This is a genomic window from Paenibacillus sp. FSL K6-1330, assembly GCF_037976825.1.
Lineage (GTDB): Bacteria > Bacillota > Bacilli > Paenibacillales > Paenibacillaceae > Paenibacillus_AQ.
On the sequence record NZ_CP150269.1, the window covers coordinates 661,371 to 680,333 of the forward strand.

Sequence of the window (18,963 nt, forward strand, 5' to 3'; positions counted from 1 at the left end):
TCAGGTCCTTTAAGTTTAAGGAATCATAAAATAAATCCCTGATCCGTTACGGATCAGGTTTTTTTTAGTTCTTTCCTACCAATAATTGATTTATAGTAAAAAATAATAAGAATTTGCATTGATATTTCACATAGAGCAATGTTAATATTTTGTTAAATATAAAACATTTTATATTAATATGAATTAAATTCGGGCTGAAGGCTTAACTAAGGGCATTGACATCTTGGTTTTTCTTTTTGTGAAAGGGTTTACAAGAATGAAATCGGGAACGAAGGGAGAATCGTATGCACAAGAGCATGGTGCGTAAGATGGCTGTGGCAGGGATAGCGGCAGTTTTACTGGTTGGAGGTTTAGGCTCTGCAGGTCAAGAACCTTCGACGAGCGGTCCGGAGGTAAACGCGGAGGCAGCGCCGCTAAAGAAGGGGGAGAAGGCGCCTATATTCCGAGAGGCATCCGTTCATGATCCGTCCGTCATTAAAACAGGGGATACATACTATGTGTTCGGTTCCCACCTGGCCGCCGCCAAATCGAAGGACCTGATGAGCTGGGGCATGGTGGCGTCGGGGGTCTCGAATGGCAACCCGCTGATTCCGAACGTGACGGAGGAATTGAAGGAAACGCTGGAATGGGCACAGAGTGATACCTTGTGGGCAGCCGATGTGATTCAGCTGGCAGACGGCAAATTCTATATGTACTATAACGCCTGTAAAGGGGATTCTCCGCGATCTGCCATGGGGATTGCGGTTGCAGATCAGATTGAGGGGCCTTATAAGGATACGGGCATTATTCTGAAATCCGGCATGTGGGACGAGATCAGTGAGGATGGAACCATCTATGATGCAACGAAGCACCCGAATGTGGTGGATCCGGATGTGTTCTTTGATAAGAACGGCAAGCTGTGGATGGTATACGGCTCCTATTCCGGCGGGATTTTTATCATGGAGCTGGATCCGAAGACCGGAAAACCGCTGCCTGGGCAGGGATACGGCAAGAAGCTGCTCGGCGGCAACCACAGCCGGATTGAAGGGCCGTACATGCTCTACAATCCGGTGACGGATTATTATTATCTGTATCTGTCATATGGCGGATTGGATGCGGTTGGCGGCTACAATATGCGGGTCGTCCGCTCCAAAAGTCCGGACGGTCCTTTCTACGATGCGGAGGGTAACGATATGAGAGAGGTGAAGGCGGATCCTTCCCTTCCGCTCTTTGATGACCGGTCGATTGAGCCGTATGGCGTGAAGCTGATGGGGAACTATTTGTTTAAGCGCTTGATCGGCGATCCGGGAACGGGAATTGGCACGGGGGCCGTATCGCCGGGCCATAACTCCGTCTATTACGATGAACGGAATGGAAGAACATTCCTTGTTTTTCACAGCCGCTTCCCGCAGCGGGGGGAAGAGCATGAAATCCGGGTGCATGAATTGTATATGAACCAGGACGGCTGGCCGGTATCCGCTCCATACCGCTATGCGGGTGAAGAAGCCAAGGAATCCAAGAAAATCACGCCGAATGATGCGGCAGGAGACTACAAGCTGATTCAACACGGAAAGGATATTTCGTCCGTCATCAAAGAATCGGTGCCAATGGAGCTTCATAAGAACGGCAAAGTTACGGGCGAAGCAGAAGGCACATGGAAGATCAGCGGAAAGCGGGATGTGCAGCTTACCCTGGATGGAAAGAGTTATAAAGGCGTATTAACTCCGCAGTGGGATGCGGAAGCGAAGCGGCAGGCGATGACCTTTACGGCCCTTGCGGCCGATGGAACCGCCGTGTGGGGTGTTCGTCAGTTTGATCGGAGCGACAGGGAACTTGTGGATGCCGTGCAGAAGGATCTGTTCCTCGGGGATGTGAGCGGTGTGTTCTACGATCTTGATTTGCCGTCAGAGGCTTCAGGCAGTGCGGTCATTCGCTGGAGTTCCTCTCATCCCGAGGTTGTATCAGCCGAAGGTAAGGTCCATCGTCCTGCTGCCGGGGCCGGGGACGCGAAGGTGACGCTGACCGCTCAGATAACGAAGGGTAAAGTGAAGACTTCCAAAGCCTTTGACGTGACCGTGCTGCAGCAGTCGGCAGGGCCGTTGCTGCTGAATTATCCATTCAGTGAGAATGAGGGTGGCTCGGTATTAGACAGCTCGGATAATGGATTTCACGGCAAGGTCCTTGGAGGGGCCAAGTGGAATGAGAAGAGTCGGCAGGGAGGCGGAATGGACTTTGGCGGGACAGACGGCTACATTGAGCTGCCGAGTCGGGTTACGGATACAGAGGACTTTACCTTTGCGGCTTGGGTATATTGGAAGGGTGGAGCACCCTGGCAGCGAGTGCTGGACGTAGGGAATGGACTTGCCAGGCATATGTTTCTGACACCATCCCAGCATTCGGGCGTTCTTCAATTCACGCTGCATGGCAGTGAAGGAGACCAGAGTCTCTTGTCAAAGGCACCGCTGCCGAGCCATGAATGGACGCATGTTGCGGTCACGCTGCAAGGGAATACCGGTAAGCTGTACGTGAACGGTCAAGTCGTTGCATCTGGTGATCATATGAAACTGAATCCGAATGAACTACTGGCAACGGAAGCTTATTTAGGTAAAAGCCGTTTTGCGGCCGATCCTTATTTTAACGGGAGCTTGGATGAGGTTCGGATTTATAACGAGGCGCTAACCGACAACGAAATCAAGAAGCTGGCGGAATGACTTACACAGTGCAATCATGAGTTATGAGTTATGGGTTATGGGTTTTGAGTTTTGCGTGCAGACTACCGTCTGCACGCTTTTTTGTATTGGCGTTTAAAATAACGGTTGACAGAAGGATGTATATCAGATATCTTAATATTAAGTTAAGTGACTATATAAAAGTTAGTTGGTTGAAAGGGGTAAGTTTAAAGTGTTCAAACGTTAGCGAAGATGAAGCAGGTTAATCATTCTATATGTATATATCTTTAAGTTAAGATATCGTAAGAATGGTATCGATGAATTTCTATAAATAATAAAAATGAATATGGAGGCGTATAAAATGGCTATAGATATTGGATTGTTGTTACTTCGTTTGGTGGTTGGGTTGTCGTTCATGGCGCACGGTGCACAGAAGCTGTTTGGATGGTTTGGCGGTTACGGGCCGAAAGGGACAGGCGGCTGGATGGAATCGGTTGGCATTAAGCCTGGTGTCGCAATTGCGGTGTTGTCAGGTCTGATGGAACTGGTTGGCGGGCTGTTGTTTGCTGCCGGATTTCTCACGGTGCTCGGTGCAGCGCTGATCACACTAACGATGCTGGGTGCAATTGTGAAGGTGCATGGCCGGAACGGGTATTGGTCTACAGCGAATGGATATGAGTATAATCTGCTGTTGATCGCAGTCGCAGTTGCACTGGCACTCACGGGTGCAGGTGCATATTCACTGGATGCGGTAATCTTTAACTAATCGATAATGGGGGCGTGCAGATATGAGTGATCTGACAACATTAATTAAGAGCCGGAGATCGGCTAATCTGTTTATGGAAGGGATTGAAATCCCGGATAAGGATTTGAATGATATATTTAATGAAGTTAAATATGCACCTTCGGCTTTTAATTTGCAGCATACACACTATGTTGTAGTTAAGGATCCCGATATCAAGCACAAAGTTTATGAAGCCGCCAACAAGCAGCATAAGATACTCACTGCATCGGCCGTTGTCGTTGTGCTGGGGAATAAGCAGGCCTACCGGGAAATCGGGAAAATGAACGAGGGCTTTCTGAATTTGGGCGTGATCGACAAGCTCGAATATGACATGACGGTTGAATCCGTCACGAACTTTTATGAAGCGGGTGGAGAATCCTTTATGAGGGATGAAGCGATTCGCAATGCCAGTCTATCCGCGATGCTGCTGATGATGGTGGCCAAGGACAAGGGGTGGGATACCTGTCCGATGATCGGTTTTGATCCCGTGGCTCTGCAGAAGGAACTGGATATCCCGGATGCTTATGTGCCTGCCATGCTGATCGCGATCGGCAAGGAAGATGCAAGAAAGCCACGTCCCCGGGGTTACCGCAAGCCTGTACTGGAATTTGTAAGCTATAATCAATTTTAAATGATGCATGATATGAGAGGGAGCTCCCGCTGCAGGTCTTTAGATCTGACGGGAGCTTTTTTTCATCCGCTTTGATAAACAATCCTCTCCGTTTTGACGATGATGAATATAAAGAGATCGGTGCAGCGCCAATCCTAAATACGATTGTATTCATTATATATGGGGGTGAACGAAATGAAGACGAGGAAGCGGGCGTATCAGCGATCCGGACAGATCATAGTGCTGGCTGTCATGACAATTATGTTACTGGTGGCATGCACGAAGGAGGTACCGGGATCCATACCGCAAAATAGATCGACTGCCGCCGAGCCGAGCGCAGGAGAAGCTGGGAATCCATCGGAAATGCCGGCAGCGGCAACGGTAAGCTCGCGTACGGAATTCCAGTCGGAAGATCAAAGCAATCACCAGGTTAAGCAAGAAGCGGAGTCGCCAGAGGGGGAGTCCAATTATGACCCGATTGAAGCAGTTCTCAATATGTATGAGGCGCTTCAGGCTAACGATTCTACATTATATTTCCGTTATGCTGACATTCCGAGCGTTCGTATGTCCCCCGCCAAGCTGAAGGTGTTATTCGAAGAGGCTGGCAAGCGTGAAGTGAGACCGGAACGGTTCAAGCTTTTTGATAGAGAAGGGCTGGATCGGGAGAGCCGTCAGATGTTAGCTCTTACGTACGGCAGCCAAGCCGAAATTGTGCTGGAAGAGCTTAGTCAGGGCGATCATAACCTGTGGTTTGTGACGGCGTTTACGGATGGACTTAAAGTGGTAGAGCAATCCACGGTCTATCCCGGAGCCTACGAGCTTGGAAGAGAGGCGACAATGGAAGAACTTATCGCGATAGAGATCCAGCATACGGCTGAAGATAGGGAATTTCTTGCGGCAAAAGCGAAGCAGCCTGTATGGAACCCGGTGCAGACCGTTTCCTTACTGTACCAGGCAGCGCAGGCGGAGGATGCAGAAGCCTTTTATGCGATGTCCGGTGGGGGCGAGGGATACTTTTCGGGTCAGTACGCCCGGGACATGGTGGAATTTACGGAATGGATGAAGTCTTTTGAAAGCGTGCAGCATATTTCAATCGAATCGGTTCCGCCGGAGAATATGGCCGGGAGTTATAGAGAAGAATATAATAAAAGCTTTGGCGACACATGGCAATTCATTGTGGCTTGGGACCCGAAGCATGAAGCAGGCTACCAAGGGACATACTGGATTATGGCGCCTAGCGAAGACGGAATTCAATATGTGGTAAAGCAGACGCTTACCGCCAATCTGGAATCTTTTTTCAAGTGAGGAATGGAATACATACATAACGAAGACAAATATAGCAGCGCCGCTCATGAAGTGAACGATGACCAAATCGGGTCACAATTCAAGAGCAGGGCTGCTATATTACCGTCAATGGGCTTGGTTGAATTACGGCTGAAGATTCTGGAGCATATCCATCGTTTCGTTTATTTTAGTAATGGTTTGAACGATGTTGGAATTCTGGAAGTCGGTCACTCCGTTTTGAATTTGATCCATGTAGCCGTTGATGTCAGTCAGCAGCGTGTCATTTAAACCGACCAGATGTTCATGGATGTTCTGCGCAAAAGCAGGGGCTTCAATGCCGTTAAACTCCGAGATCCGGGTTTTCATCGCTTCGAGTTCCTTGGTCAGCGTTTCCTTGGCATCTGTATTCGTAGCGGCTTGTTGGGCAAGCTCCGGAATAGACTCGGCAAATTGGGATGTTTCATTAATAAACGTGGTAGCTTCTTTTGTATAATCCAAAGAATTGTTCACGCTGTCCACCAAGGAGCAGCCGGAGAGAACTCCCAGTACAAGTGAAATCAACAATAATCTTTTGATCATTCTCATCCTCCTGTCGTCTAAACGCAGTTCTTATACGTTGTATACGTATGGCCAGGAGAATGGTTGTATTTTTTTCGCGGATTAATATTTCCCCAGCAGCCAGCGAATAAGCTCAATCAAACCCGCCAGGATGCCGCCGGACCAGGGGCTTTCGACTGAAGGAGCAGGCTGCTCGGGCTGGATGCCTTTCCCCAGCGAAGTCACGTCAACGGAAGAGGAGGAACCGGTATTTCCGCATAGATGGGGTTTGAGCTTTTGTCGGCGAACACGATATATTCCTTGCCTGTTTCAAAGGATTCCCAGCCATTGGAATAAAGAGTGACGGTATGGGAATCAGAATCTCCTTTCCACCATTCGGCAACCTGAAATACATAGCTGCTTTTGGATATATCGGCTTTAGGGTTGGACGAGGCCAACGTGCCCCTGAATACCGCATCCGAGGTTTTTAATTCTTCGGTAAGCTTTCGAGGCTCCGCGCATGACAATGCGGATGCCGTGGAGTGATCTGCGCCTAGCCATAATCCGACAGTAAGGGAAAGAGCGATCATGGCGAGAGACCCTTTTTTCATATCGACGCCTCCTTTCGGGATGATTATGTATTTAGACGAGGAGGGTTTCACCATTGTTGCAGCGTTACTTGGAAATAAATTCGACGCAAAAAGGCTCCGAGGAGGATTAAGTATTGAATTCTTAGTTTCTGCCAGAAGCGCAAATACCCCGCAAGCCAAAATGGCTGCGGAGTAGAATTGAAACTGGGCGCGCGTATCGCGGGTCGATTGCTTTTTTCACGATCAGGATTAGTGGTCCAGCATGTGAGCGGGAATAGCAGTTAGATCTGCTTTGCTTCCAGCCGTTTGGCGATGATGGACAGAAGATAATTCAGCGTGAAGTACAGCAACGACGCAAAAACAAGGGCGGGAATAACATAGTCATAGCTGGAACCGCTAAGAATTTGTACGTTGCGCATCAGCTCAGGCAGCGAAATGATCACGGCGAGCGAGGTGTCTTTAATGAGCGAGATGAACTGGCTCACCATGGGAGGGGACATCCGGCGCAGCGCTAGCGGGAGAATCACGTGCCGCAGTGTCTGCATATAAGAGAGACCCGACGCCCGGGCCGCTTCGATCTGGCCTTTATCCACCGATACGAGGCCGCTGCGGACAATTTCGGCGATCATGGCTCCTTCAAAAATGCTCAGGCCGACGACGGCCGCCCAGAAAGTGGGAATTCGAATCCCGGTCTGCGGCAGAACCATGCCGATGAAGAAAATGATCAGCAGCAGCGGCAGATTGCGGATTATATCCACCAAAAAGGCCGTTGTCCTCGACAGGAAGGGCGTTTTCGTATATCTCACGGTCCCGAGCACGGTTCCAATGATGAAGCTGAACACAATGGATAAGCCGGCAACCTGCACCGTGATCCAAAAGCCTTGAAGGAGATATCGCAGATTCGGCCAGGAGTACGCACCGATAAAATCCATCTCATGCCACCTCCTGTTTATTAGGCACACTTGCGTTTAATGTCAATTGCTTCTCGCAAAGCGGCGCTCCATATAATGGACGGCCAGGCTAAGCGGTATGGTCAGGAGCAGGTAGAACAGGGCTACAAACGTATAGACGGGAATGCCTTTGAACGTGCTCAGGTTAATCAGATCGGCATAATACATCAGGTCGAGTCCGGCGATAACGCCGAGGACCGAGGAATTCTTGACCAAATTGATCAATTGGTTGCCGATGGCCGGCAGTACGATTTTGATCGCCTGCGGAAGAATGATGTAGCGCATATTCTGGATATAACTCAGCCCGGAAGAGCGGGCCGCCTCCGACTGTCCGGAGGGCACCGCCTGGATCCCCGCCCGAATGGCTTCGGCAATGAATGCAGCCGTATACACCATCAGCCCGAGCGTACCCGAAGTAAACGGGTCAACCGGTATGCCGAGAGAGGGCAGGCCCAGGAAAAAGAAAAAGACAACCACCAGGAGCGGAATGTTGCGGATAAACTCTACATAGATGGTGCCGATGGCTTTCAATATGCGGAATGGGGCAATCCGCAGGATGGCGATCAAGGTGCCCAGCACCAAGCTGCCGATCAATCCAAGCAGGCTGGCGAGAATGGTCTGGCCCAGGCCAGCCATGAATTGATCCCAATGCTCTACCAGAATGTTAAAATCCCACAAGGTCAAAATGCCTCACCTCCAATGGGGGATGATGATCGGGTGGCTGGTCGAAAGAAGCCAGGCAGCTCCGCCCCGCAATAGGGAGGAACCTGAATGGAGCCATGACGTCTTAGGACCGGCCCGACCATTACATGCTTGCGGTTATTCCGGTTTCACGCCCATCCATTGCTCATACAATTTGTCGTATTCACCACTATCCTTCAGCTCCTTCAACAGCTCGTTGACGGTTTTCACAAACTCTGGATTTCCTTTTTTGATGGCCATGCCGTATGGTTCATCCGTAAAATTGCCGCCGACCAGCTCAAAGCTCGGGTCCTGCTGCTGCATGCCGAGGAGGATGGAATTGTCGGTGGTCAGGGCATCCCCCTGTCCCGCCTTGAGTGCGGTGAAGGCGTCCTGATAATTCTCGAATTCGAGAATGACGGCGTCGGGCGCTTTCTCACGAATATTTTGCGCAGAGGTAGAGCCCTTTACCGTGAGCACCTTCGTATCCTTGTTCAAGCTTTCCAGACCCGTGATCGGGCTTCCCTTCTTCACCAGCAGCGATTGGCCGGCTTCAAAATACACATCGCTGAAGTCCACCTGCTCCTTGCGCTCCTCCGTTATGGTCATCGTGGCGATAATGATGTCGATGTCCCCGTTCTTCAGCATGTCGATCCGGGTTTTGGAGGTAACCTCCTTCAGCTCGACCTTGGTCTCGTCACCGAGAATCTTTTTGGCCAGCGCTTTGGCGATGTCGATATCGAAGCCCTCTACATTGCCGGTGGCAGGGTCCTGCAATCCGAACAGCTTCGTATCATATTTCACGCCAGCTACAAGCTTGCCGCGTTTTTTGATCGCCTCGAGGGTATCCGTATTGCCGGAACCCCCGCACCCTGATGCGACCAGCATCATCACTAACACCAGAAGGGCCGCACTCCACCTGAAAGGCCTCGTAAATCTTTTCTTCATACACCAGATCCCCCTTAAAGATATGAATTCTCTGAACAAGCAAACTCCTAACGGCGCGTTGTCCGAGCGTGGACTCCTTGTCTCTTGCGGCAGCCATCATGACAATCCTAAAAAGCAAAGCGGCAATTCCTTTTCCACCCCTACGCACCAAGTCCGGGTTAGTGATGCAGCAGGCGGCTCAGGAACGCCCGTGCTCTCTCTTCCCGCGGCTGATTGAAAAAATCGGAGGCGGGTGTATCCTCGATAATCCGGCCTTCGTCCATAAAGACGATTCGATCTGCGGCTTCGCGGGCGAAACCCATCTCATGGGTAACCACGGCCATAGTCATGCCTTGATGAGCGAGTGAACGCATGACATCCAGCACTTCGCCGATCATCTCCGGGTCAAGTGCGGACGTCGGTTCATCAAACAGCATAATCTTCGGATTCATGGTCAATCCGCGGGCAATCGCCACCCGCTGCTGCTGACCACCGGAGAGTTGGGAAGGATAGCTGTCCGCTTTGTCCGCAATTCCGACTCGCTGCAGGTACTTCATCGCTTTTTCCGTCGCTTCCGCTTTGGACATCCCCAGCACCTTCATGGGTGCGAGAATGATGTTGTCGATCACCTTTTTGTGCGGGTACAGGTTGAAATGCTGGAAGACCATCCCGATATCCCGCCTAAATGTATTGATGTCGATCTTTCGGTTATGCAGCTTGACGCCATTCACGACAAGCTCGCCATCCGTAATGCTTTCGAGCCGATTGATACACCGCAGCAGCGTGCTTTTACCGGAGCCGGAAGGTCCAACGATGACAACGACTTCCCCCTGGGAAATGGTTAGGTCGATTTCTTTCAGAACATGGAAGGTTCCGAAAAATTTGTTGACGCGGCTAAATTCAATCAGTAGAAATCCCCTCCTATTCATTTCGAATTGGACGCTTGCATGCATGTAAGCTTGTGACCTGTCTTGGTGCCAGGCCCTTTTTACACTGGTATGGCAAAGGGAGCTTGTTCCATGCCACTTTTAGGAAAATTTAGTATCCAAGCGGTGGGGAGTGAGATATAATAGGGGGCGTATTCATATGAAGGAGGCCACATGGATAAACGTGCAAAAATAACTGAAATCGACCTGGTTCGGGGCTTTGCGATGATGGGCGTGCTGATGGTGCATGCGACGTCGTTCGCCACAGTTCAGATGCGCGGGGACGATTTTTTTGGCTTGTATAACTTCCTGAACATATTCTCGAAGGTTGGAACGACGACTTTCATATTTCTGAGCAGCTTTGTGCTGTTCTATAACTATTATCACCGCCCGTTCAAAGGCCGTGACTTGGCACGGTTCTTCAAGAACCGGCTGATGTATATTCTGGTGCCGTATCTGCTGTTCTCGGTGTTATTCTTTACGGTGGCCTGGTATCATCGCGGGGGGGAGTCAAATCTGGCGGCAATGCTGGAGAGCTTCTGGCCCAAGCTGGCGACGGGGAAATCTTACACGCACTTATATTTCATCTTCATTAACATCCAGTTCTATCTGCTGTTCCCGCTCGTGCTGATGCTGCTGAAGCGATTCCGCGGCTTCGCGGCGGTCTGCGTGCTGGTCGGCATTGTACTGCAGTGGGTGTTCTATATCGGCAATGATGCCTGGTGGGACGTAACGAACCGGAACAGCTGGTCGCTGTCGTTTCTGTCGTATTATTTTCTCGGGGCATGGATCGGCATTTATTATGACCGGGTCAAGGATTGGCTGACTTCAGCGCAGCATGCCGCAAGACCAGCCCTGCGCAAGCTGGGCTGGGTCGCGCTCTGGGCGATTTGGCTGGGCGCCGCCCTGGTGCATATCGGCCTGCGATACAATCAGCGACTGCTAGGGACGGAATATCATCCGCTGCTCTACGATGCCTTCTGGAATGTGCATACGTTAACCACTGCCCTGGTCATGCTCCAGGTCGCGCTGGTATTCGGGAATAAGAGGGTATGGTGGTTGAACGGATTCAGACGGCTCGGGGTGTATTCCTTCGGCGTTTATCTGGTGCATCCGCTGGTCCTGCTCTTCTACCGGGACTTTCCTCCGCAGACGGAGAATTCCTGGCTGATGCTGGCTTGGTATGCCGGCGGGCTCGTCTGCGCACTGGCGGTTTCGTATGTAGTGGTCTACAGCATTAGCCGTCTCGGGGGCTGGACCTGGATCTTTTTCGGCAAACTGCCGGGCAGCTTGCGGACGGGAAGATCACCCAATCGTCCTGTTCCGGCTCAGCCGGTTACGGAGGCATCATCGTAAGTTCGATAAAGTGGAAAAGGCGCAATCTTCGCAAAGAGGAGAGCGCCTTTTCTTTTTGCCCGAGTGGCGATATTTCAGAATGATTCTCTGATTTTCGGAATGAGGCTTATCATCTGGGATGTCATGCTATATTTGGTTTGATACTCGGTCTGTGGGTGGTACGAAGACGTTGCTAAGTACAGGTCAATTACATTCGTTACAGACATGAAAAGCGAGGGAGTGCCAATATGAAGGATAGCAGAGATTCCTTAGTAAACGGTTTCATAAAGGCGGACGGCAAGCGCATAGTTAATGGAGATGGTCAGGAAATTCTGCTGCAGGGAGTCGGGCTTGGCAGCTGGCTGCTGCCGGAAGGGTACATGTGGAAGATGCCGGAGCAAGGAGACCGACCTCGGCGCATCGAAGGCATGGTTAGGGACCTGATCGATGAGGAAAAGGCGGCGGCTTTTTGGGAAGCCTATTATGAGCTTTATATCGCGGAAGCCGATATCCGGCAGATCGCTGCCGAGGGCTTTAACTCCATCCGGGTGCCGATCAATGCCAGGTTTATGATGGCGGAAGGACAGCAGCCGCCTTTTGTATATCACGAAGGCCATTTGAAGCTCATCGATCGGGTGATCGATTGGTGCAGGACGTATTCGCTGTATGTTATTCTGGATTTGCATGGCGCGCCAGGCGGACAGACCGGCGCGAATATCGATGATTCCGAGCGGGATTTGCCAGAGCTGTTCACGGATCGGCTGAATGTGGAGCGAACCGTGGCGCTGTGGCGTATGCTGGCAGAACGCTATAAAGACGAGTGGATCGTGGCCGGTTACGACCTGCTTAACGAGCCGCTGCCTGACTGGTTCAGCGAGTATCATGATCGGGTGATGCCGCTGTATAAGGAAATCACCGCGGCTATACGCGAAGTGGACAAGCGCCATATGATCATTTTGGAAGGTGTCCACTGGTCAACGGATTGGAGCATTTTCGACGAGAAATTTGACGATAACCTGATGCTGCAGTTCCATAAGTACTGGAATAATCCTGACACGGAGAGCATTCAGAAGTATCTGGATCTTCGCGAAGAATGGAATGTGCCGATCTTCATGGGTGAAGGCGGCGAGAACAACCCGCAGTGGTATACGGGCGCATTCCGGTTGTTCGAGGATCATAACATATCCTGGAACTTCTGGACCTGGAAGAAGATGAACACTCAAAACTCGCCGTTCTCGATCCGCATGCCGGAAGGCTGGGAGAAGCTGACGGGTTACCTGGAAGGCGGAGAGAAGCCCTCTTCAGCCGAAGCGGAAGCGATTCTGGGCGAATATCTGGATCATCTTCCACTGGCAGCCTGCGATGCTTATCCGAACGTATCCCGGTCATTGCTGCGCCGGCTGCCCATTCAGATTCCGGCAGAGTTTTACGGATATCGGGGTGAGGGTGTCTCTTATCATATTGAGGCGAAGGCCAGTCAGGATATCGGGTTCCGGGTTCATGACGGTGTTCCGATGCGGATGATGACGGGCAAGGCGGAGAAACCAAGCTACGCTCCGGAAGGCGGCAAGCCATGGATAGAGGATAACCTGGTATGCGTGCAGCTCCGGGAAGGAGATTGGCTCGCTTATGATGCGAATTGCGCTTCCGCAGACGTTTTTCATCTGGACATTCGGGGACGCATTCCCGAGGGGACGGTGGATTTGATGCTCCAGATCGGGGATCGGGAGCCTGAGCTTATCTCCTTGTCTGACTCTGACTCTGACTCTGGCGAAGGACAGTGGGACATCCATAGGGTGGCTGAGGCTATGCCGATTGAGGAAGGCCCTGTGAATCTGGTGTTCATGGTAAATAAGGGCCGAATCGAGCTGGATTGGCTGGAATTTATTGAAGCGCGTATAAATTTATAAGGTGAAGGGAAGATAGAGCTATGACGAAACAAGCTGTAATATCAGAAGGGTTGTGCCAATGGCTGGATGGCTCGGATCTGGAGTCGAAACAGTACGAAGCGATGTTGCTGTTGAGCGTAACCGAGGATGGATGGCCGCATACGGCCATGCTCAGCGTGGGGGAGGTTTTGGCCTTAGACCGAAGCCGGCTACGACTTGCGTTATGGCAGGGGACGACTACGACTGGCAATCTTCTTCGGTCCGGACAGGGTACGTTGGTGGCGATTCATGATGGAGCGGCCTATTATGTTCGGCTGCGTCTTCAAGCGCTTCCCGATCTGCCGGATGCTAAGCATCAGCTGCAGCGTTTTGATGCGGAGGTAGTGGCTGTTCGCGAAGATACCGCCAACTATGCGGATATTATTTCGGCCGTGAAGTTTCAACTGCACAACCCGGAGGAAGTCTTGCAGCGCTGGAAGGAAACGCTGGAGGAATTACGAAAGTAAACGTTTACGGCGTGAAAAACTTGCTCAAGATCTAGCTCCCGGCATATGCCGGGAGTTGTATATGCCTACTCATGCCTAATCGGAATGATGCCGAAGAAAATAACTTTAATTTTTCCGCAGAATCTTTTGCATTGGTATTTGCTATCGGCAGTAAAATGTGTTAAGATATGAATATCGAAATCGACCTGAATTCACATATTGTAGAGGGTTGTCATTTCTGGTAACCTTGTGCAATATGTGAATTTTTTTATTCCGTCTGCGAAGAAAAAAGGTCATGTAAATATATATCAAGGAGGATTCCCCCATGCAAACAGGAACTGTTAAATGGTTTAATGCTGAAAAGGGCTTTGGTTTCATCGAAGTTGAAGGCGGTAACGATGTATTCGTTCACTTCAGCGCGATCCAAGGCGACGGCTTCAAAACGCTTGACGAAGGCCAACGCGTTGAATTCAACATTGTTGAAGGAAACCGTGGACCACAAGCTGAGAACGTTGTTAAATTGTAATTACAATTGAAGACTGCCCTTAATGTGTGACATTAAGGGCAGTTTTCTTTTATACGGCGTTTCTATTTTCTAAGACGAGAATAAGGAGGAGCGTTCATGTATTCGCGTAAAAACTCGATGGAGAGTATTCCTGAAGAAATAACAGAAGTATGGGCATGCACGAAGGAAGACTGCAAAGGGTGGATGCGGGACGATTTTGCGTTCGACACGGAACCAGTATGCCATTTGTGTCAATCCCCTATGGTCAAAGAAACGAGAAGCCTGCCGCAGCTAGTTAATACCAATAAACAACAGAAATCTCTGGCTAAGGGGATTCAGATCGAGCGCAAATAGCAGCTAATACCTAGAGAAAGCGCTGGGCAAACACAAATTCTTCTTGAAGCTACCTTCGGATTTTATGGTAAATCCGTCTATTTCTGTTTCATTTGAAGGAGAATGGTTAGTAATATGTGTACCCTTTCGTTCTCATTCAGAATGATTTACAGCATAAGGGACGCAAAATTCAAAGGAGTGAAATGTATTGAACACGCAAACCGAGGTACTGAAGCGAAACATTGACAACATGATCAGCCAGGATAACCAAGGCGGCTTGAACGATCAGGAGAAATTCATCATGCAAAAGCTGATGCGTGAGAAATACCAACAGGAACACGAAAGCAAACAGGAACAACGTGAGGAAGACAAAGGGGAATAACTGGGGAACCGTTTGATATACTTGAGGATATAAACGATAAACGTCGCCGCGACGATCCAAGGGATCGCTTGTGGCGAACAATCGTTAGCAAGAGGGAAGGCATGAATGGCAGCTATGGAGGCTGCTGTTCATGCCTTTTTTTTGTGCCTGGAATGAGCACAAGGCGCAATATTTCGTTTTTAGGATGCATTTTTTCGTAAATGCCGAAGCCTACCCGAAAAATGAGCCCCTTGAAACGAAATCTGAAACCTTTCGTGCAGAGAAAGGACGATCTACAATATAAACATAGAGAATGTAAAGGTTTTCAAAATGATAGGATCAACTTGGAGGTCATAACCATGCAAAATCAACTTCATGCCGATGTTTCCGAAACCGGTGTCGGTCCCGCAATGGAGCCTTCTGTACAGAAGAAGCTTGACAGAAAAAGATGGCTCAGAAAGCTCTATGGCCAACGACATCTTCAAATTATGGCGCTGCTCGGCGTTGCGTGGATGATCATCTTTAACTACATTCCGATGTACGGTGTCATCATTGCATTTAAAGAATTCAATATCGTGAAGTCCATCGGCGAAGCTCCATGGGTTGGACTTGAGCATTTCAAGGAGTTTTTCTCAGACGAGGACTTTACGAACGTGATGCGGAACACGCTCGGGATCAGCTTGCTGAAGCTGTTTATCGGATTTCCGCTTCCGATCATTTTTGCACTCTTTCTGAACGAGATCCGGTCCGTTCGCTACAAGAGGACCATTCAGACGATTTCTTATCTGCCTCACTTCTTGTCATGGGTCATTCTGGGCGGCATTCTGATGACCTGGCTTGCGGATATCGGGATTATCAACAATCTCTTGTTGGCTCTGCATATTATCGATGAGCCGATCACCTACCTGGCCGAACCGAAATACTTCTGGGGAATTATTATCACTTCGGATATATGGAAGGAGCTTGGGTGGTCCGCGATTATCTATCTGGCGGCCATTGCCAGCATTTCGCCTGAAATGTACGAGGCGTCGACGATTGATGGCGCAGGTCGGTTTCAGAAGATGTGGTACATCACCCTTCCCAGTATCAAATCGACCATATCCATTCTCTTCATTCTTGCGGTTGGTGGTGTGCTGAACTCCAACTTCGATCAGATTTTGGTGCTCCGAAACACGCTGAACGAAAGCGCGAGCAACGTCATCGATATTTTCGTCTACCACACCGGGATGCAGAACGGACGATACTCCTACGCGCAAGCCGTTGCATTGTTCAAGTCCGTCATTGCGATTATCCTGCTGTTGATCGCGAACAAGGTGACCAAAAAACTGAACGACACATCACTATTCTAGCGAGACCAGCGAGAAGGGAGACGAATAATCCATGTTTAAACGCAGAACCAAAGGCGAAGCCTTCTTCGATATATTCAATAATTTCGGCATGCTGATCGTATGTTTTCTGACGATCTACCCGATCTGGTACGTGCTGGTGAATGCCTTCAACGACGGGCAGGATGCCATGCGCGGAGGGATCTACTGGTGGCCGCGGATGTTCAGCCTCGAAAATTTCAGCGCGGTGTTCCAGAGCTCTGGCATCATGACGGCGATGGGCATTACCGTAACCAAAACGGTGATCGGCGTGTTCATTCACGTCCTCTTCACCGCCATGGTCGCTTATGCATTTTCGCGGAAGGGTCTTATTGGCGGTAAAATCTATATTTTGCTGGGAACCGTAACGATGTTTTTCGGCGGCGGACTGATTCCTACTTATCTGTTGATCAAGGATTTGAATATGCTTGACAGTTTCCTGGTTTACATCATACCAGCCATGTTCAGTTTCTTTGATCTTATTATCTTCATGACCTTCTTCCGAGAAATCCCGGACGGTTTGGAGGAGGCTGCGAAGATTGACGGGGCTAACGACTGGTCGATCTTCCTCCGGGTCGTGCTGCCGGTATCCATGCCGGTTATCGCGACAATCGCGTTGTTTCATGGGGTGTTCCAGTGGAATGACTATTTCACCGGCGTCATCTACATCAACAATACGGATCTGCAGCCGATCCAGACGTACCTATATAAGGTCGTCGCACAATCCAGCTCCAATCAGATGATGGCTCAGGTTCCGGGCGGCGTTGCCAAGACAGTCACCTCCCAATCGATCAAAATGGCGACCATGGTCGTAACGACGGCGCCGATCGTATTTGTCTATCCGTTTCTGCAGCGGTACTTCGTCAAAGGAATGATGATCGGCTCCATTAAAGGTTAATTCTCGGTCTCTGATCATGCAGCTTTCCTCTCCCGGGGGGAGGGGAAGTTCTTACAGGTAGCTTCTCTTGCCTAATTTGGCGGGAGTTCTATATAATCATATTTTTAAATAAGAAAAGGGGTAAACACATGAGCAAGATGCTTAAGCCAAAGAGCCTTCTGTTGTTGATGTTCGCACTGGTCATGGCCTTTACAACAGCATGCTCGTCCGGCGGTGATAATAGCGGCGCGTCGGAAAAAGAAAAAGAGGAAGAAAAGCCGGCAGAAGAAGTAAAATTGACTCAGGATCAGCCGGGATGGGAAGTCGACACCTCCCCGATTACATTTGACTGGTACATCAACTTTGCCTGGTTCCCGAACAAATGGGGCGAGGACATTACTTCTCAATACGTAACCAAAAAGACAGGGGTTAATCTTAATCTGATCGTACCTGCGGGGAACGAAGCCGAGAAGATGAATACGATGATCGCTTCCGGTACATTGCCAGATTTTATTACGCTAGGGTGGTATGAAGACGCTGTCAAAAAGATGATTGAAGGCGATCTGGTCCTGCCGCTGAACGAATTGGCTGATCAATATGATCCGTATTTCTATAAGGTAACGGACCCTGCGAAAGTGTCATGGTACACCAAGGATGATGGTAACATTTACGGTTATCCGAATGCCTCCTCATCACCGAAGGACTATGAGAAGTTTGGCGACAACATCACATCGAACCAAACCTTCTTGGTACGCAAAGACATGTATGAGGCACTGGGAAGCCCGAATATGCGCACACCGGAAGGTTTCCTGAAAGCGCTTGAGGACGCCAAGAAAATGTTCCCGGATGTGAACGGGCAGCCACTCATTCCGTTTGGATTGCATGATTTCCATGAAAAAGGAAACAGCTCTTTGGAGGGTTACCTGCAGAACTTCCTTGCCATTCCACAGGATAAAGACGGGAAATTGAATGACCGTACAACAGATCCGGAATATGTAAAATGGTTGAAAACCTTGCGTCTTGCTAATGAAAAAGGATTGATGTCTAAGGATATTTTCGTGGATAAACGTCCGCAGATGGAAGAAAAAATCGCACAGGGACGCTATTTCGCGATGCTGTACCAACGCAGCGATATGGCGAACCAGCAGAACGCGTTGTATGCAAACGATCCGAATTCCGTCTATATCGCTGTGGATGGGCCGGCTAACACCAATCTGGATCAGCCGACGCTGTCGGGTCCTTCGATCTCCGGTTGGACGGTAACCTTGATCTCGAAAAACGTAAAAGACAAAGCGCGTGCCATTCGCTTCCTGGATTACCTGATCTCCGAAGAAGGTCAGCGTGATACTTACCTTGGCGAGAAAGGCGTGACATGGGATACGATCGATGGCAAAGACCAATTCCTACCAGAGGTTGCAGAGCTGTTGAACAGCGACCGCGGCGCATTCGACAAGAAGTATGGAGCATCCCATACCTTCTGGATGATGATGGATAACAACGTTACGCAGCCTTGGGCGCCTCCGGCCGTGGAACCGTTCAAGCAGATGGAAGACTGGACTCGTGGAAAGACCGAGAGCTTCTCACAATTTGATCAACTGGATCCGGATGCAAGCTCCGAGGAAGGCATCATCAACGACAAGGTGTTGAACGAGTGGGGTAAAATCCTGCCGAAGCTGATCTTTGCCAAAACGGATGCCGAGTTCGATCAGATTTGGAACGATTACCAAGCGAAGCGTGAATCGCTGGGATTTGCGAAAGTGCAGGAATACAGACAGAAAGAATACGAAGAGAACGTGAAGAAGCTTGAGGAATTCTTGAAGTAAGGATGATCCGCTCAGGCGGATGAACAAAATGAAGACTCAAGGTACCCTATTATC

19 protein-coding genes are annotated in these 18,963 nt (G+C 49.8%); 13 read left to right on the forward strand and 6 right to left on the reverse strand.

Annotated features, from left to right (window positions below; translation table 11 throughout):
- The first annotated feature begins 284 nt into the window (after positions 1-284).
- The 4 genes from NYE54_RS02880 to NYE54_RS02895 all read left to right on the forward strand — a co-directional run bounded on the left by NYE54_RS02880 (position 285) and on the right by NYE54_RS02895 (position 5,347).
- Positions 285-2,690: a LamG-like jellyroll fold domain-containing protein gene (locus tag NYE54_RS02880; protein WP_339269891.1), complete on the forward strand. Its 2,406-nt coding sequence runs from the start codon at positions 285-287 to the stop codon at positions 2,688-2,690.
- Positions 2,691-3,009: 319 nt separating this feature from the next.
- On the forward strand, positions 3,010-3,414 hold the full coding sequence (locus NYE54_RS02885; protein WP_076322356.1) for a DoxX family protein: 405 nt from the start codon (positions 3,010-3,012) through the stop codon (positions 3,412-3,414).
- 22 nt (positions 3,415-3,436) lie between these two features.
- Complete coding sequence (locus NYE54_RS02890) at positions 3,437-4,063, forward strand: nitroreductase family protein (RefSeq protein ID WP_339269893.1); 627 nt, start codon at positions 3,437-3,439, stop codon at positions 4,061-4,063.
- Between the two features lie 174 nt (positions 4,064-4,237).
- Complete coding sequence (locus NYE54_RS02895) at positions 4,238-5,347, forward strand: hypothetical protein (RefSeq protein ID WP_339269895.1); 1,110 nt, start codon at positions 4,238-4,240, stop codon at positions 5,345-5,347.
- A gap of 123 nt (positions 5,348-5,470) precedes the next feature.
- Here NYE54_RS02895 and NYE54_RS02900 read toward each other — a convergent pair whose 3' ends face one another.
- From NYE54_RS02900 to NYE54_RS02925, 6 genes are all read right to left on the reverse strand, one after another.
- Positions 5,471-5,905, reverse strand: a complete 435-nt coding sequence (locus NYE54_RS02900; RefSeq protein ID WP_339269896.1) for a DUF6376 family protein — start codon at positions 5,903-5,905, stop codon at positions 5,471-5,473.
- A 200-nt stretch (positions 5,906-6,105) separates the two neighbouring features.
- Positions 6,106-6,474, reverse strand: coding sequence for a hypothetical protein (locus NYE54_RS02905; RefSeq protein ID WP_339269897.1), 369 nt, complete (start codon positions 6,472-6,474; stop codon positions 6,106-6,108).
- A 260-nt stretch (positions 6,475-6,734) separates the two neighbouring features.
- Complete coding sequence (locus NYE54_RS02910) at positions 6,735-7,385, reverse strand: amino acid ABC transporter permease (protein WP_076322351.1); 651 nt, start codon at positions 7,383-7,385, stop codon at positions 6,735-6,737.
- A gap of 42 nt (positions 7,386-7,427) precedes the next feature.
- Complete coding sequence (locus NYE54_RS02915) at positions 7,428-8,081, reverse strand: amino acid ABC transporter permease (RefSeq protein WP_202618860.1); 654 nt, start codon at positions 8,079-8,081, stop codon at positions 7,428-7,430.
- Positions 8,082-8,222: 141 nt separating this feature from the next.
- Positions 8,223-9,032 (reverse strand): glutamate ABC transporter substrate-binding protein, encoded by an 810-nt coding sequence (locus tag NYE54_RS02920; RefSeq protein ID WP_076322350.1) that lies wholly within the window; start codon positions 9,030-9,032, stop codon positions 8,223-8,225.
- Between the two features lie 158 nt (positions 9,033-9,190).
- Positions 9,191-9,964, reverse strand: a complete 774-nt coding sequence (locus tag NYE54_RS02925) for an amino acid ABC transporter ATP-binding protein (protein WP_339269898.1) — start codon at positions 9,962-9,964, stop codon at positions 9,191-9,193.
- Positions 9,965-10,111: 147 nt separating this feature from the next.
- Here NYE54_RS02925 and NYE54_RS02930 point away from each other — a divergent pair, with 147 nt between their 5' ends.
- From NYE54_RS02930 to NYE54_RS02970, 9 genes are all read left to right on the forward strand, one after another.
- The gene (locus NYE54_RS02930) at positions 10,112-11,293 is read left to right on the forward strand and encodes an acyltransferase (protein WP_339269900.1); all 1,182 of its coding nucleotides are present in this window, start codon (positions 10,112-10,114) and stop codon (positions 11,291-11,293) included.
- Positions 11,294-11,520: 227 nt separating this feature from the next.
- The gene (locus tag NYE54_RS02935) at positions 11,521-13,182 is read left to right on the forward strand and encodes a cellulase family glycosylhydrolase (protein WP_339269902.1); all 1,662 of its coding nucleotides are present in this window, start codon (positions 11,521-11,523) and stop codon (positions 13,180-13,182) included.
- 20 nt (positions 13,183-13,202) lie between these two features.
- Positions 13,203-13,667 (forward strand): pyridoxamine 5'-phosphate oxidase family protein, encoded by a 465-nt coding sequence (locus NYE54_RS02940; protein WP_339269904.1) that lies wholly within the window; start codon positions 13,203-13,205, stop codon positions 13,665-13,667.
- Positions 13,668-13,971: 304 nt separating this feature from the next.
- Positions 13,972-14,172: a cold-shock protein CspD gene (gene cspD, locus NYE54_RS02945; protein WP_006207896.1), complete on the forward strand. Its 201-nt coding sequence runs from the start codon at positions 13,972-13,974 to the stop codon at positions 14,170-14,172.
- A gap of 96 nt (positions 14,173-14,268) precedes the next feature.
- Positions 14,269-14,505 (forward strand): cold-shock protein, encoded by a 237-nt coding sequence (locus NYE54_RS02950; protein ID WP_071222231.1) that lies wholly within the window; start codon positions 14,269-14,271, stop codon positions 14,503-14,505.
- A 187-nt stretch (positions 14,506-14,692) separates the two neighbouring features.
- Positions 14,693-14,866: a hypothetical protein gene (locus tag NYE54_RS02955; protein ID WP_179090623.1), complete on the forward strand. Its 174-nt coding sequence runs from the start codon at positions 14,693-14,695 to the stop codon at positions 14,864-14,866.
- A gap of 338 nt (positions 14,867-15,204) precedes the next feature.
- Entirely contained in the window at positions 15,205-16,194 is a 990-nt protein-coding gene (locus NYE54_RS02960) for an ABC transporter permease subunit (protein ID WP_339269907.1), read from the forward strand.
- A gap of 31 nt (positions 16,195-16,225) precedes the next feature.
- Positions 16,226-17,107 (forward strand): carbohydrate ABC transporter permease, encoded by an 882-nt coding sequence (locus tag NYE54_RS02965; RefSeq protein ID WP_339269909.1) that lies wholly within the window; start codon positions 16,226-16,228, stop codon positions 17,105-17,107.
- 128 nt (positions 17,108-17,235) lie between these two features.
- Complete coding sequence (locus NYE54_RS02970) at positions 17,236-18,909, forward strand: extracellular solute-binding protein (protein WP_339269911.1); 1,674 nt, start codon at positions 17,236-17,238, stop codon at positions 18,907-18,909.
- The last annotated feature ends 54 nt before the right edge of the window (positions 18,910-18,963 follow it).

Excerpts from the sequence above, each read along its gene's own strand:
- NYE54_RS02880 (WP_339269891.1), top strand. The coding sequence starts at position 285 with ATGCACAAGAGCATGGTGCGTAAGATGGCTGTGGCAGGGATAGCGGCA.
- NYE54_RS02885 (WP_076322356.1), top strand. The coding sequence starts at position 3,010 with ATGGCTATAGATATTGGATTGTTGTTACTTCGTTTGGTGGTTGGGTTG.
- NYE54_RS02890 (WP_339269893.1), top strand. The coding sequence starts at position 3,437 with ATGAGTGATCTGACAACATTAATTAAGAGCCGGAGATCGGCTAATCTG.
- NYE54_RS02895 (WP_339269895.1), top strand. The coding sequence starts at position 4,238 with ATGAAGACGAGGAAGCGGGCGTATCAGCGATCCGGACAGATCATAGTG.
- NYE54_RS02900 (WP_339269896.1), bottom strand. The coding sequence starts at position 5,905 with ATGATCAAAAGATTATTGTTGATTTCACTTGTACTGGGAGTTCTCTCC.
- NYE54_RS02905 (WP_339269897.1), bottom strand. The coding sequence starts at position 6,474 with ATGAAAAAAGGGTCTCTCGCCATGATCGCTCTTTCCCTTACTGTCGGA.
- NYE54_RS02910 (WP_076322351.1), bottom strand. The coding sequence starts at position 7,385 with ATGGATTTTATCGGTGCGTACTCCTGGCCGAATCTGCGATATCTCCTT.
- NYE54_RS02920 (WP_076322350.1), bottom strand. The coding sequence starts at position 9,032 with ATGAAGAAAAGATTTACGAGGCCTTTCAGGTGGAGTGCGGCCCTTCTG.
- NYE54_RS02925 (WP_339269898.1), bottom strand. The coding sequence starts at position 9,964 with ATGCATGCAAGCGTCCAATTCGAAATGAATAGGAGGGGATTTCTACTG.
- NYE54_RS02930 (WP_339269900.1), top strand. The coding sequence starts at position 10,112 with ATGGATAAACGTGCAAAAATAACTGAAATCGACCTGGTTCGGGGCTTT.
- NYE54_RS02935 (WP_339269902.1), top strand. The coding sequence starts at position 11,521 with ATGAAGGATAGCAGAGATTCCTTAGTAAACGGTTTCATAAAGGCGGAC.
- NYE54_RS02940 (WP_339269904.1), top strand. The coding sequence starts at position 13,203 with ATGACGAAACAAGCTGTAATATCAGAAGGGTTGTGCCAATGGCTGGAT.
- cspD (WP_006207896.1), top strand. The coding sequence starts at position 13,972 with ATGCAAACAGGAACTGTTAAATGGTTTAATGCTGAAAAGGGCTTTGGT.
- NYE54_RS02950 (WP_071222231.1), top strand. The coding sequence starts at position 14,269 with ATGTATTCGCGTAAAAACTCGATGGAGAGTATTCCTGAAGAAATAACA.
- NYE54_RS02960 (WP_339269907.1), top strand. The coding sequence starts at position 15,205 with ATGCAAAATCAACTTCATGCCGATGTTTCCGAAACCGGTGTCGGTCCC.
- NYE54_RS02965 (WP_339269909.1), top strand. The coding sequence starts at position 16,226 with ATGTTTAAACGCAGAACCAAAGGCGAAGCCTTCTTCGATATATTCAAT.
- NYE54_RS02970 (WP_339269911.1), top strand. The coding sequence starts at position 17,236 with ATGAGCAAGATGCTTAAGCCAAAGAGCCTTCTGTTGTTGATGTTCGCA.